General features: G+C 37.0%; 12 protein-coding genes, 2 tRNA genes and 1 rRNA gene. 12 read left to right on the forward strand and 3 right to left on the reverse strand.

Annotation, left to right across the window (positions count from 1 at the left end; translation table 11 throughout):
- Nucleotides 1–12: 12 nt before the first annotated feature.
- Entirely contained in the window at nucleotides 13–690 is a 678-nt protein-coding gene (gene trmB, locus WEEVI_RS06460) for a tRNA (guanosine(46)-N7)-methyltransferase TrmB (RefSeq protein ID WP_013598351.1), read from the reverse strand.
- A 122-nt stretch (nucleotides 691–812) separates the two neighbouring features.
- On the opposite strand from trmB, the gene WEEVI_RS06465 reads away from it, so the two are divergent.
- The gene (locus WEEVI_RS06465) at nucleotides 813–1,235 is read left to right on the forward strand and encodes a hypothetical protein (RefSeq protein WP_013598352.1); all 423 of its coding nucleotides are present in this window, start codon (nucleotides 813–815) and stop codon (nucleotides 1,233–1,235) included.
- Nucleotides 1,236–1,320: 85 nt separating this feature from the next.
- On the forward strand, nucleotides 1,321–1,797 hold the full coding sequence (locus WEEVI_RS06470; RefSeq protein WP_013598353.1) for a DUF6702 family protein: 477 nt from the start codon (nucleotides 1,321–1,323) through the stop codon (nucleotides 1,795–1,797).
- 67 nt (nucleotides 1,798–1,864) lie between these two features.
- Here WEEVI_RS06470 and WEEVI_RS06475 read toward each other — a convergent pair whose 3' ends face one another.
- Together WEEVI_RS06475 and WEEVI_RS06480 are read right to left on the reverse strand one after the other, a co-directional pair.
- Nucleotides 1,865–3,100, reverse strand: coding sequence for a D-alanyl-D-alanine carboxypeptidase/D-alanyl-D-alanine-endopeptidase (locus WEEVI_RS06475; RefSeq protein WP_013598354.1), 1,236 nt, complete (start codon nucleotides 3,098–3,100; stop codon nucleotides 1,865–1,867).
- Nucleotides 3,101–3,119: 19 nt separating this feature from the next.
- Nucleotides 3,120–4,037 carry a mechanosensitive ion channel family protein gene (locus tag WEEVI_RS06480; RefSeq protein WP_013598355.1) on the reverse strand — a complete coding sequence of 306 codons (918 nt, stop codon included), beginning with the start codon at nucleotides 4,035–4,037 and terminating at the stop codon, nucleotides 3,120–3,122.
- A 201-nt stretch (nucleotides 4,038–4,238) separates the two neighbouring features.
- Here WEEVI_RS06480 and WEEVI_RS06485 point away from each other — a divergent pair, with 201 nt between their 5' ends.
- From WEEVI_RS06485 to WEEVI_RS06530, 10 genes are all read left to right on the forward strand, one after another.
- Nucleotides 4,239–5,558: an OmpA family protein gene (locus WEEVI_RS06485; RefSeq protein WP_013598356.1), complete on the forward strand. Its 1,320-nt coding sequence runs from the start codon at nucleotides 4,239–4,241 to the stop codon at nucleotides 5,556–5,558.
- Nucleotides 5,559–5,650: 92 nt separating this feature from the next.
- Nucleotides 5,651–6,781, forward strand: coding sequence for a tRNA guanosine(34) transglycosylase Tgt (gene tgt, locus WEEVI_RS06490; RefSeq protein WP_013598357.1), 1,131 nt, complete (start codon nucleotides 5,651–5,653; stop codon nucleotides 6,779–6,781).
- A 1-nt stretch (nucleotide 6,782) separates the two neighbouring features.
- Entirely contained in the window at nucleotides 6,783–7,880 is a 1,098-nt protein-coding gene (locus WEEVI_RS06495) for an LptF/LptG family permease (RefSeq protein WP_013598358.1), read from the forward strand.
- Nucleotides 7,881–7,934: 54 nt separating this feature from the next.
- Nucleotides 7,935–9,857, forward strand: a complete 1,923-nt coding sequence (thrS, locus tag WEEVI_RS06500) for a threonine--tRNA ligase (protein ID WP_013598359.1) — start codon at nucleotides 7,935–7,937, stop codon at nucleotides 9,855–9,857.
- A gap of 54 nt (nucleotides 9,858–9,911) precedes the next feature.
- Nucleotides 9,912–10,421 carry a translation initiation factor IF-3 gene (infC, locus tag WEEVI_RS06505; RefSeq protein WP_052295769.1) on the forward strand — a complete coding sequence of 170 codons (510 nt, stop codon included), beginning with the start codon at nucleotides 9,912–9,914 and terminating at the stop codon, nucleotides 10,419–10,421.
- 58 nt (nucleotides 10,422–10,479) lie between these two features.
- Nucleotides 10,480–10,677, forward strand: a complete 198-nt coding sequence (rpmI, locus tag WEEVI_RS06510; RefSeq protein WP_013598361.1) for a 50S ribosomal protein L35 — start codon at nucleotides 10,480–10,482, stop codon at nucleotides 10,675–10,677.
- 99 nt (nucleotides 10,678–10,776) lie between these two features.
- Nucleotides 10,777–11,121, forward strand: coding sequence for a 50S ribosomal protein L20 (rplT, locus tag WEEVI_RS06515; RefSeq protein ID WP_013598362.1), 345 nt, complete (start codon nucleotides 10,777–10,779; stop codon nucleotides 11,119–11,121).
- A gap of 498 nt (nucleotides 11,122–11,619) precedes the next feature.
- Nucleotides 11,620–13,139, forward strand: a 16S ribosomal RNA gene (locus WEEVI_RS06520).
- Between the two features lie 130 nt (nucleotides 13,140–13,269).
- A tRNA-Ile gene (locus WEEVI_RS06525) sits at nucleotides 13,270–13,343 on the forward strand.
- Between the two features lie 21 nt (nucleotides 13,344–13,364).
- Nucleotides 13,365–13,438 (forward strand) — tRNA-Ala (locus WEEVI_RS06530).
- Nucleotides 13,439–13,686 lie beyond the last annotated feature (248 nt).

The following is a 13,686-nucleotide window of genomic DNA, read 5'->3' on the forward strand; positions in this document are numbered from 1 at the left end:
TGATGTTTACTTTCAGTGTGTTAGTTGAAAACGAATATAGGTGATTTTTTTGTTTTCTTCGAGAAATTTAGATTCGTAAAAAGTTTGTACTTCGGTAACAATAGGCGGAATATCCGCATGATCAGGGTGATACACATCATGTGAAGACTGTAAAACTCTGTGTCCTTCGGCCTGTAAAATCCCATGTGTGTAACCGTGTAAAAATTCTGAATCCGTTTTTAGATTGACTGTACCATCTTTGGTTAGAATCGATGCGTATTTCGCTAAAAAAGATGGGTGAGTAAGTCGATGCTTGGTTCGTCTGAATTTGATTTGAGGGTCTGGAAAAGTTATCCATATTTCATTAACCTCTCCTTTATCAAATAAATAATCAATCAGCTCTATTTGGGTACGAACAAAACCAACATTTTGTAAGTTTTCATCTTTAGCAGTTTTTGCTCCACGCCAAAAACGCGCCCCTTTAATATCAATACCAATAAAATTTTTATTTGGTTCTCGCCTTGACATCGCTATTGTGTATTCTCCTTTACCACAGCCTAATTCTAAAACGATAGGATGATCGTTTTTGAAAAATTCTTGTCGCCATTTTCCTTTCAATGAAAAATCATTAATTACCTCATCACGAGTTGGTTGCACAACATGTTTAAAAGTCTTGTTTTCCTCGAACCTTCTGATTTTATCTTTCCCCATCGAATAAAATTTTTGCGAAATTAGAGCTTTTTTATCAACTATAAAACTAACAAATAATAATCCTTCTCCTTTGAAATAAGAAAAGGTTTTCTATTTTTGTAACATTAAAAACAATCGTTATTATGGATTTTATAAAACAATTACACAGTGGATGGGCATATCTTGTATTGCTTATGGGGGTCGTATTTTTGGTAAGTACATTGGTGTACGCAATCTCGAAAAAACCAACCGACAATGCTATTCGAAAAATTAGCCTAATTACTACAATCGTCTTCCATGTTCAACTATTAGTAGGATTTGTTACTTTCTTTATTACAGGAAGATACAAACTATTTGCAGATATGGGGAGTGTAATGAAAGATGAAGTTACCAGACTTCTGACGGTAGAACATCCGATGATGATGATAGCAGGAATTATTTTTATGACAATCGCTAATGCAAAATTAAAACGTTCGTCAACCGTAGGGTTTAATGTGGTTTTATTGGCGTTGATAGCCTTGGTAGTTATCGTATCGAGAATTCCTTGGCAACTGTGGCATGGATAAAATTCAAACTGTTAAATGCAAGATAAGTTAATTGTTTGGCATCGGATTTGTGAATATCTGTACCGAACCAATACAATAATTAAAGATGAAAGCATTATACAAAATATTTATTTTCTTTAGCTTATTTGGTTTCTATAAGACTGTACAAGCACAAAATTTCCATTCGTCAACAACCAAAGTAGAGTACGATCATCAATCGAGTGTACTCAATGTAACTTCACGATTTCTGACAAATGATTTAGAGCAAGTAGTAGGTGAGAAAATAAGTAATAAAGCTAATTTCGAGTCTAAATTGAAAAGCTATATTGGGAACAGAATGGTTTTATCTGTTAATGGAGTAACGCTGGGGGTTTCTTATATAGGTTTCCAGACCAATGATAAGATGACACGCGTTTATCTAAAAGCCGAAAACGTTTCCAAACCAACAAGTATTTCATTAAAAATGACGATGCTAACAGACGTTTTTGCTGATCAACAGAACATGATTTCTTTTGATATCAGTGGCGTAAGGAAAAGCTTTACAACAAGTCGTGGAAACGAAACTGCAAGCTTGAAACTATAGAAATGTAAACCCTAGAATAGCAAAGCCCTTCAGATTTCTGAAGGGCTTTTTTATATTTTTTAGAGTGTCAATAATTTGTTCGTATAAGATTGAGTAATTTCTCGTGCTCGTTACGGACTTGTGACAAAGGTCGAGTACTATTATTACTCATTAAACTAAAAATATAGGTTTTGCCAGAGTTGGTTTTCAGATAACCACTCAAGGTAACCGTATTCGAAAGCGTACCTGTTTTACCAAACATATAAGCATTTTTGCTACGGTAACGAGATTTCAGAGTCCCCGATTTGCCACCAACAGCCATCAAATCTAGAATCTCTTCTTCGGGTAGTTTTTTGTATAATTTGTCTAGAATTTGAACAATCGATTTCGGGCTGAATAAATTATACCTAGAAAGACCCGAACCATCAATCCATCGAGGAGCTTGACTTAAATTTTGCAATTCATTCTTTAGGAGATTAGCAATTAATTTCTCACTTCCAATTTCCATAGAACGCTCGGCAGAAGCAGCAATCAATAATTGTTCGGCCAAAAAATTATCACTTTCTTCCATCATATATTTTGCGACCGAATGCCACGGTCGACTGTAGAGAATTTTAGCCTTTTTGGGTATTTCTGTAAATGTTAACGAAATTTCTTTATCTAAGACCGAAGATAAAATCTCTCTTGTAAGTTCGGGCGAAGTGATATACGGTATTTTTATATTAGATTTATGTGGAGCGAAATAAAATGTGTTTCGATGAAATTCACGCGCAAAACTTCTCTTTTCAGAAGTAACCTTGTCTTCGAAATATCTTGGTGATGCCGAGATCGATTTTCCTGTCCTGCCAAAGTAAACCAAGTTTTCTTGGATCGGGAAAGGAGAACGTTCGGGCGCATAATCGCTAGCATAATCATCCCACGACCAACCATTGCCGAAAGGAGAATCATCGAAAGCAGGAGCGTGGTATATGAGGTTTTTAGTAGAATTCTTTAGAAAGTTTAATACCCGCTGATTGTCGAATTTTGGATGCAAAAAAGTAGGGTCTCCAGTACCCTGAAAATGTAGCTCGCTATCGGTTTCGTAATAAAAAATGCCCGGAATAGAATCTTTCATCACTGTCGCAACTGCATATAAAGTTGCAATTTTTGTGTTGGATGCAGGTAAAAAATAAGAAATTCCGTTGTAAGAAAAAACTTCTTTTTGGGTGTCGATATCATATAAATAGAAACCAACTTGCTGATCATCATAAAAAGAAGATTGCAAACTCCGCTCGATTAGTTCATTTTGGGCAAACGAAAAATAACATCCCAAAAAAAGAAGCAAACAATAGGTGTTTTTCACTTTAATCTTTTGGGTTTATTGGGTTGGGGCTTGTATTGGGCAGAATCATTTGGGTATGTGGATATGGAATAGAAATGTTATTTTGGTCTAATGCATATTTCACATTGCGATGTATCTCCCAATAAGCTGTCCAATAGTCAGAGTTCTTTACATAACAACGTACAGCTAGATCGACACTGCTGTCGCTAAATTTCAGGATTTCTACCGTTTTGGCTTGATTTTGATCTACAAGAGGATGTGAGTCTAGAACATTGATTAACACTTTTTTAGCTAGATCGAAATCATCATCATACGAAATACCAACTTCTATGTCGAGGCGTCTAAACTCTCTTATAGAGTAGTTGATAATCGGATTATTGAAAACACTGGCATTGGGCAAGGTAATAACTTGTCCTTTTACGGTGTGTAGGATGGTGTAGAGAATACTAATAGAGTCGACAGTTCCTTCATTATTTTGCGAAACAATATAGTCACCAACCTTAAAAGGTTTGAAGAGAATGATTAATATTCCGCCAGCAAAATTTGCCAAAGAACCCTGTAAAGCCAAACCAATTGCCAGGCCGACTCCACCTAAAGCTGCGATAAAAGCCGAAACATTGAGACCTAATCGGTTGATGACAAAAATAATTACGATGGTTTTTAAGAGAATATTGATAATCGGAATCGCAAAAAGACGTATAGAAACATCAATGTTCAATGCAATCATTCGTCTATCGATGAGGTTTTTTATTTTCTTCGATAACCAGAATCCAACAACCAAAATAAATATAGCCGTAAGTAAAGCCCAGCTAATTTGTCCGCCTTTTTCGATCAAGAATTCGGTAATTCTTTCCATTGTTTTTATGGGGCGTGTAATGGCCTCTTCGATACTATGAGGAGGATCTTGTAGTTGTGGTGTTTGTGTAAGAAAAGGAATCATATTTTTTGATTGAATAATTTTTGTCAAAAATATAATCTATACCTTGTATTTCCTTAGATTTTGAGTAGATTATACATACTTTAACATTTTTTTATACAAAGCATTTCTCAAAAAAGTTATTCATTTTCATGGTCTTATCAAAAATAAAACCTATCTTTATTTGAAAGTAATATATATTAACCTATAAAACTGTAAAAAATTATGTCAGTAAATATTTTCGACCTTGTAAAAGGATACATAACTCCAGAGCTGGTAAACAATGCCGCTACTACCTTTGGAGAAAGCGAGTCAGGAATTTCTAAAGCACTCTCTGCTTTTATACCATTGGTTTTGGGTGGATTGATAAATAAACACCACGATTCACCAAATATATTAGATCAAGTAAAACAACTGGGTAGCCAGTTTTCTGCGTCGAATGATGTTCATCAATTGACAAGCCAACCACTTGTACAATCGCTTTTGGCGAGTATTTTCGGAGAGAAACAAAACGGAATAGTTTCAAAGATTGCAGAATTTGCAGGAATATCTGATACATCATCCAATCAATTACTCAACTTAGCAGCAGCATTAGGATTTGGTGGGCTCGGTAAATATGCCAACGATCAAAATCTAAATACTAATCAGTTTTCTGATTTGCTTGGATCATCAAGTACAAAATTGGCAGCTTTATTACCAACAGGTTTAAGTTTAGGAGCATTGGGCTTAGGAGGCTTAGGAAATCTTTTCGATAATGCAACAGAAACTATTTCTGAAAAAGCACATAATGTGCAAGAAAGCGTAACGAAACAAGTGCACAAAACCTCAGAAGATGTAAAAGAGAAATACAATCAAGTACGTGATCAAGTAAGAGAAGAAGCGCCTTATCAGGGTAGAGAAACTACAAACGAGAAAGGTGGGGGAGGTTTCCTTAAGTGGTTTATTCCGCTCGTTATTTTATTATTGATTGGCTATTTACTCTATAATTGGCTTGGGAAAAAAGAAGATAAAACGTTAGTAGAAGATCCGGCACATGTAGAAAATACCGGAGTAGTAACTACACCAACAGCAAGAGAAGAAGCAACATTTGATTTGGATGGATTAACAATCAAAGGATACAAAGATGGCTTAGAAGATCAACTGATAAGATTTATAAAATCGGATGACTACAAAAACGCTACAGAAGAATCACTAAAAGATAAATGGTTCAATTTTGATAATGTAAACTTCGAGTTTAATTCGACCGACCAACTAGAGGCTGGCTCTCATGAGCAATTAGAAAACTTGGCTGCAATCCTGAAAAAGTTTCCAGAATCGAAAATAAAAATCGGTGCATATTCAGATAAAAAGGGAGACGATAATATCAATAAAGAAGTTTCGCAAAAACGTGCAGATTTCTTGAAAACCGAATTGGGCAAACTAGGCGTTGGTGAGCAAGTAGTTTCAGCAGAAGGATATGGCGAAGAATTTGCAACTGTACCGGAAACTGCATCAGACGAAGAAAGAGCTGTCGATAGAAAAATGGCTCTACGTTTTACGAAATAATAATCCTTTAAATAATAAGATTCAAAAGACAGCTTTTTTTAGGCTGTCTTTTTTTGTACATAAAACAGAAACTTCAATTATCTTTGTACTCTATGAAATTTTCGATTGAACAAAGAGATCCATTGTCTAAAGCACGCGCTGCAGTGGTTACTACAGATCATGGAGAGATTGAAACGCCTATTTTTATGCCAGTAGGCACTGTAGGTACGGTTAAAGCCGTGCAACAAAAAGAGTTGGTTAGCGACATCAATGCACAAATAATACTAGGAAATACCTATCATCTGTATCTGAGACCAGGAACAGAAATTCTTCATAAAGCAGGGGGCTTGCATCAATTCATGAATTGGGAGAAACCGATACTCACCGATAGTGGAGGATTTCAGGTTTTTTCTTTAGCATCGAGTAGGAAAAAATCAGAAAATGGAGTCCGTTTCAAGTCTCATATCGATGGATCCTATCACTTATTTACGCCAGAAAAATCAATGGAAATTCAACGATATATCGGTGGCGATATTATAATGGCTTTCGACGAGTTGACAGGTATACCTGCAGAATATCACGATGCAAAGCGTGCCATGAATGTTACTCATCGATGGTTAGAGCGCTGTAGAGTCTGGTTGGATAATAATCCAGAATTTTATAAACACAAACAAACTTTGTTTCCGATTGTCCAAGGTAATGATTTCAAAGATTTGCGCCAAGAATCAGCAAAGTATATTTCAGATTTCAATGCAGAAGGAAATGCCATCGGAGGCTTATCGGTTGGTGAGCCAGAAGAAGTAATGTACGAAATGACAGATCTTGTAACGGATATCCTACCAAAAGAAAAACCACGTTATTTGATGGGTGTCGGGACCCCATGGAATATTCTAGAAGGAATCGCATTGGGGGTTGATATGTTCGATTGTGTGATGCCAACCAGAAATGCACGCAATGGAATGCTCTTTACATGGAACGGTGTGATGAATATGAAAAATGCTAAATGGAAAGATAATTTCGATGCACTGGATGAAAACGGAACTAGTTTCGTCGATCATTATTATTCAAAAGCTTATGTGCGACATCTATTCAATGCGCAAGAATTTCTGGGTAAACAAATTGCATCATTACATAACTTGGCTTTTTATCTAGATTTGGTGCGTGTAGCTAGAGAACATCTCTTAGCAGGAGATTTTACTCAATGGAAAAATCAAATCATACCGCAACTAAAAACACGTCTGTAAATTGAAAATATTAGATAAGTATATTGTAAAGAATTTTTTGGGCACTTTCTTTTTCATGGTGCTCATCCTTACTTCAATTGCAATAATTATCGATTTCACCCAAAAGTTAGATCGTATAGATAGTACAGGATCTACGGTAACAGAAGCTCTTATACACTTTTACCCATATTGGGGAGTATGGATTGTGAATACGTTTTTGCCCGTCGCGGTTTTTATATCGGTAATCTATTTCACTTCGAGGCTAACAGCACAAACAGAAATCGTTGGGATGCTCTCGGGCGGGATAAGCTTCTATCGATTAACGCGACCTTACGTTATTGTAGCGGCAGGGTTGGCTTTTACGGCTATGATGGTGAACAATGTAGTTTTGCCTTGGGCGAATATCAAAAAAAACAAATACCAATACGAGCATTTATTGAGTATGCGTGCTCGAAAAGAATACTATAAACAACAGGTAATTTCTGCACAAATCTCATCTAATGAATATGTTTTTGTAGAAAGTTATGATCGGATAGAAAAGCGAAGCGATTCCTACTTCTTGTACCAAAAATTCGATTCGGTACAATTAAAAGAACAGATAATGGCCTCATCTTTTACCTGGGATGACAAAGACTCTAGCTATATCCTACAAAATGTTTTCGAGAGAAAAGTTCTAAGTCCGAAAAAAGATTCCATTGCATATTTATCATCCAAAAAAATAAAACTCAAAGCTACACCCGATGAAATTCTACCAGAGGGCTATGTGGCCGAAACCATGAATTCTTTCGAGCTGATGAAATTCATAGAGTCTCAAAAAAACAAAGGATCTGCCAATGTTGTCGTTTACGAGAATGAGCTGCAGCAGCGTGTAAGTTCGCCTTTTTCTACTTTTATTCTAACAATTCTGGCGCTAAGTTTATCTTCTAAAAAAAGAAGAGGAGGAATCGGAGTGAATCTTGCGGTGGGAATTACACTCGCTTTTGTTTACATCTTTTTCAGTCAAATTGCAACAACATTTTCAGAACAAGGATATGTAACGCCATTTGTAGCCGCATGGATTCCGAATGTCGTGTTCGGATTACTGACAACATTTTTATATTTCAGAAGAGCACAATCTTAGGCTTTTATATAAAAAAAATATATCGTAATTTTGCACTTTAAATACCCTTTAAAAATGATCAATATTACTCTTCCAGATGGAAGCGTCAAGCAGTATCCACAAAAAGTTACTCCATTAGAAGTAGCAAAAAGCATTAGCGAAGGTTTAGCGCGTAATGTTCTCTCGGCTTTGGTGAATGATAAACAGACAGAAATCACCACCCCGATAACCGAAAATGCTACACTACAGCTGTTAACTTGGAACGATGATTTAGGGAAAAAAGCTTTTTGGCATTCATCAGCACACTTACTTGCTCAGGCCATTTTACAATTCTATCCAAACGCAAAATTAACAATAGGACCTGCTATCGAAAAAGGATTTTACTATGATGTAGATTTTGGTGAAGATAGTTTTGGTGAAAAAGATTTCGAGAAAATAGAGAAAGCTATGCTCGAAAATGCTAAGAAAAAAGCAGAGTTTAAACTGTATTCTGTTTCTAAAGCAGAAGCCTTAGAAGAATATAAAAACAATGAATATAAAACAGAGCTTATTAGTAATCTAGAAGATGGCGATATAACGTTTTGTGTTCATGATAATTTTACAGACTTGTGTCGTGGGGGACATTTGCCAAACACCGGATTTGTGAAAGCAGCTAAAATTCTTAACGTTGCCGGCGCTTATTGGCGTGGTGACGAAAAAAATAAAATGCTAACCCGTGTTTATGGGATTACCTTCCCTAAACAAAAAGATCTTACAGAATACCTAGAGCTCTTAGAAGAGGCAAAGAAGAGAGATCACAGAAAATTGGGTAAAGAACTTGGGTTGTTTGCTTTTTCAGAGAAAGTAGGGCAAGGCTTGCCGTTATGGTTGCCAAAAGGAGCAGCTTTGCGTAGAAAGCTAGAAAACTTCTTGTTAAAACAACAACAGAAGTTAGGGTACGAAATGGTAATCACACCACATATCGGGCAAAAAGAATTATACGTAACTTCTGGGCACTATGCAAAATATGGTGCGGATAGTTTTCAGCCAATTCAGACGCCAAATGAGGGTGAAGAGTTCTTGTTAAAACCGATGAATTGTCCTCACCATTGTGAGATTTATAAAACTTCACAATGGTCGTATCGAGACTTACCAAAACGTTATGCCGAATTTGGTACTGTTTATCGCTACGAGCAATCTGGAGAATTGCACGGTCTCACACGAGTAAGAGGATTTACCCAAGATGATGCACATATTTTCTGTACGTCAGACCAATTATTAGAAGAATTTAAAAAAGTAATAGATCTTGTACTATTTGTATTTGAAAGTTTAGGTTTTGATAATTATTCGGCTCAAATTTCGTTACGTGACCCTAACAATAAAGAAAAATATATAGGTACAGACGAAAATTGGGAGAAGGCAGAAAATGCAATAATTACAGCAGCCAAAGAAAAAAATCTGCCAACAGTAGTAGAACACGGAGAAGCAGCCTTCTATGGGCCTAAACTAGATTTCATGGTCAAAGATGCCTTGGGACGTCAGTGGCAATTGGGGACAATTCAGGTCGATTATAATTTACCAGAAAGATTCGAGCTTTCATATATAGGTCCAGATAATCAAGCACATCGTCCGGTGATGATTCACCGAGCGCCATTTGGCTCTATGGAGCGTTTCATCGCTATATTACTCGAAAATACTGCAGGGAATTTACCATTATGGCTAACTCCAGATGTTTTTACAATTTTACCAATTAGTGAAAAATATGTAGAATTTGGAGAAAAAGTATTAAATTTGCTGGCCGAACAAGAAATTAACGGATTGATAGACAATAGAAATGAAAAAACTGGAAAGAAAATCCGTGATGCTGAAGTTAAGAAAATTCCGTATATGCTAATTGTAGGGGAAAAAGAAGAGGAAAATGGTACGGTTTCTGTACGTAAGCACGGAGAAGGCGATTTGGGTGAGATGAAAATAGAAGAATTTATCCAATTCGTAAAAAAGGAAATGAAATTAATTTAAAATTAGAATATTATCGCAATCAGAAGAAAAGGGGGCAGAGGGCCTGCTCGCATTATTAAAGAGGATCAACACAAGATCAACAACAAGATAGACGTGCCAGAAGTTCGCGTTGTGGGCGACGGCATAGAATCTAAAATTTATCCTATCGCAGAAGCTTTGGAGCTAGCAGAAGAACAAGGCTTGGACTTGGTGATGATTAGTGAAAAAGCAGTTCCGCCTGTATGCCGTGTCGTTGAGTACAAAAAATTTCTTTACGAACAGAAAAAGAGAGAAAAAGAATTAAAAGCAAAACAGCAAAAGGTAGTCGTAAAAGAGATAAGATTTGGACCGCAAACAGACGATCACGATTTTGATTTTAAAAAGAAACATGCTCGTTCTTTCTTAGAAGAAGGATCGAAGTTGAAAGCCTATGTGTTTTTCAAAGGACGTTCAATTATTTTTAAAGATCAAGGAGAAATCTTGTTGCTGAGATTGGCTCAAGAATTAGAAGATGTTGGGAAAGTTGAGCAGTTGCCAAAATTAGAAGGTAAAAGAATGATCATGATGATGGCGCCTAAGAAATAAAGGCAAGTATCTTCATACACCATAAAAGAAACGTTTTAATTATAATAAAAAAGTAATCATGCCAAAATTAAAAACAAAATCAGGAGCTAAAAAGCGTTTTAAATTAACCGGTACAGGTAAAATTAAAAGAAAACACGCTTTTAAAAGTCATATCCTTACTAAAAAGGAAACAAAGCAAAAACGTAATTTAACGAAAACAGGTCTTGTTGACAAAGCAGACGAAAAAAGCGTTAAAAGACAATTAAGATTAATCTAACAGATTATCTAAATTGGTTTCTTAATTAAATATTAACCCTGTAGTAGGCAATATAAGTAATCTAAAATAGATTCGCCTCCTACAAAAAAATTAAAAATTATGCCAAGATCAGTAAATTCTGTTGCTTCAAGAGCACGAAGAAAAAAAGTTTTAAAATTAGCTAAAGGATATTACGGAAGAAGAAAAAACGTATGGACTGTTGCTAAAAATGCAGTAGAGAAAGGTTTACAATATGCATACCGTGATAGACGTCAGAAAAAAAGAAACTTCCGAGCATTATGGATACAACGTATCAATGCCGGTGCACGATTACATGGAATGTCTTACTCGCAATTCATGGGGGCAACGAAAAAAGCAGGAATTGAGTTAAATCGTAAAGTGTTAGCTGACTTAGCGATGAATAACCCAGAAGCTTTCAAAGCCATCGTAGAAAAAGTAAAATAAACATTGACAATTAAAACGTTCTATCACCCACCTCTAGTAAAGGTGGGTTTTTTTTATATTAAAAACCCACTTCATTCAGCATATAGTACTGTTAGTTTATAAAACATTATTTAAGTCTTTGATATTTAGGTAATATGAATAAAACTTTAAAAAAAGGTTATTTTTTATTTGTTTAATTCATTTTAGAGTTCATATATTTGCACTCCCAATACACGAGAAGAGTAGTTGTGTAAGGGTTTTTTGAAATTGCGGATATAGGGATTAAGTCGAAGGAGTTAAGGCTTCTGAAAAAATCAAAAAAAAAGTTTCAAAAACTTTTGTTGGATTAAATTTAATTCTTATCTTCGCACTCGCTTACGAAAAATAAGGTATTTTTTTGTGATGCGTAACAACTGAGGAGTTCATTTGACACAATATAACAAGAAGAAAAAATAAAGCCAAGCAAACGTCAATTAGAGTTGGAGTAGCTTTTCAGTATCGTATAAAGAAATTTATATTACAATGGAGAGTTTGATCCTGGCTCAGGATGAACGCTAGCGGGAGGCCTAACACATGCAAGCCGAGCGGTAGATTATCTTCGGATAATTGAGAGCGGCGTACGGGTGAGTATCGCGTATGTAACTTGCCTTATAGAATGGGATAGCCCGGAGAAATTCGGATTAATACCGTATATAAAGCTAGGTGGCATCATTTAGTTTTGAAAGATTTATCGCTATAAGATAGACATGCGTAAGATTAGATAGTTGGTGAGGTAACGGCTCACCAAGTCGATGATCTTTAGGGGTCCTGAGAGGGAGATCCCCCACACTGGGACTGAGACACGGCCCAGACTCCTACGGGAGGCAGCAGTGAGGAATATTGGACAATGGGTTAGCGCCTGATCCAGCCATCCCGCGTGCAGGATGACGGCCTTATGGGTTGTAAACTGCTTTTATATGTGAATAAACCTATTCACGAGCTGGATAGTTGAAGGTAGCATATGAATAAGCACCGGCTAACTCCGTGCCAGCAGCCGCGGTAATACGGAGGGTGCGAGCGTTATCCGGATTTATTGGGTTTAAAGGGTCCGTAGGCGGATCAATAAGTCAGTGGTGAAATCCTATCGCTTAACGATAGAACTGCCATTGATACTGTTGGTCTAGAATTAGTTTGAAGTAGCTAGAATGTGTAGTGTAGCGGTGAAATGCATAGATATTACGCAGAATACCAATTGCGAAGGCAGGTTACTAAGTCTATATTGACGCTGATGGACGAAAGCGTGGGGAGCGAACAGGATTAGATACCCTGGTAGTCCACGCCGTAAACGATGGATACTTGCTGTTGGGTTTTCGGGCTCAGTGGTTAAGCGAAAGTAATAAGTATCCCACCTGGGGAGTACGATCGCAAGATTGAAACTCAAAGGAATTGACGGGGGCCCGCACAAGCGGTGGAGCATGTGGTTTAATTCGATGATACGCGAGGAACCTTACCAAGGCTTAAATGCATAATGACAGATTTAGAAATAGATTTTTCTTCGGACAGAATGCAAGGTGCTGCATGGCTGTCGTCAGCTCGTGCCGTGAGGTGTTAGGTTAAGTCCTGCAACGAGCGCAACCCTTATCATTAGTTGCCAGCGTTTAAAGACGGGGACTCTAATGAGACTGCCGGCGTAAGCCGCGAGGAAGGTGGGGACGACGTCAAGTCATCACGGCCCTTACGTCTTGGGCTACACACGTGCTACAATGGCCGGTACAGAGGGCAGCTACCAGGTGACTGGATGCGAATCTCTAAAGCCGGTCTCAGTTCGGATTGGAGTCTGCAACTCGACTCTATGAAGCTGGAATCGCTAGTAATCGCATATCAGCCATGATGCGGTGAATACGTTCCCGGGCCTTGTACACACCGCCCGTCAAGCCATGGAAGCTGGGGGTACCTGAAGTTGGTGACCGTAACAGGAGCTACCTAGGGTAAAACTGGTAACTAGGGCTAAGTCGTAACAAGGTAGCCGTACCGGAAGGTGCGGCTGGAACATCTCATATTTAGAGTATATACGATGTGTTAGTTACGTAACAACCTATTTGTTGCTTGGTTTTTTTCTTTATTTGTATATTTTATATTTATGTTGGATGTATATATAAAACAAGACCGCTCTTTTTAGAGTTTAGAAAGAGTCTCATAGCTCAGCTGGTTAGAGCGCTACACTGATAATGTAGAGGTCGGCAGTTCGAGTCTGCCTGAGACTACGAGGTTAACACTTAAAAAGAGGGGAATTAGCTCAGCTGGCTAGAGCGCCTGCCTTGCACGCAGGAGGTCATCGGTTCGACTCCGATATTCTCCACTATAGATCTTGTTATTTACTATCAAGATATAGAAGAAGTTCATTGACATACTGGAATAATTACTATAATTAATTATTATTTAATTGATTTAAATATAGTAAGCATATAGAAGACGATAAAACGATAAATCGAAAAAATAATTAACGAGTAAGATTAACAAGCACGACAATTAGTTGTGTACTACAAGGTTTTTTATAATCAATTTATTATGAATTATTCATTAATATTTAAAATTTTATAGAAGGCC

Source organism: Weeksella virosa DSM 16922 (genome assembly GCF_000189415.1).
GTDB classification, from domain to species: Bacteria; Bacteroidota; Bacteroidia; order Flavobacteriales; family Weeksellaceae; genus Weeksella; species Weeksella virosa.

Bases quoted from the DNA above. Each gene is read 5' to 3' on its own strand.
- trmB (WP_013598351.1), bottom strand. From the start codon at position 690: ATGGGGAAAGATAAAATCAGAAGGTTCGAGGAAAACAAGACTTTTAAA.
- WEEVI_RS06465 (WP_013598352.1), top strand. From the start codon at position 813: ATGGATTTTATAAAACAATTACACAGTGGATGGGCATATCTTGTATTG.
- WEEVI_RS06470 (WP_013598353.1), top strand. From the start codon at position 1,321: ATGAAAGCATTATACAAAATATTTATTTTCTTTAGCTTATTTGGTTTC.
- WEEVI_RS06480 (WP_013598355.1), bottom strand. From the start codon at position 4,037: ATGATTCCTTTTCTTACACAAACACCACAACTACAAGATCCTCCTCAT.
- WEEVI_RS06485 (WP_013598356.1), top strand. From the start codon at position 4,239: ATGTCAGTAAATATTTTCGACCTTGTAAAAGGATACATAACTCCAGAG.
- tgt (WP_013598357.1), top strand. From the start codon at position 5,651: ATGAAATTTTCGATTGAACAAAGAGATCCATTGTCTAAAGCACGCGCT.
- thrS (WP_013598359.1), top strand. From the start codon at position 7,935: ATGATCAATATTACTCTTCCAGATGGAAGCGTCAAGCAGTATCCACAA.
- rpmI (WP_013598361.1), top strand. From the start codon at position 10,480: ATGCCAAAATTAAAAACAAAATCAGGAGCTAAAAAGCGTTTTAAATTA.
- rplT (WP_013598362.1), top strand. From the start codon at position 10,777: ATGCCAAGATCAGTAAATTCTGTTGCTTCAAGAGCACGAAGAAAAAAA.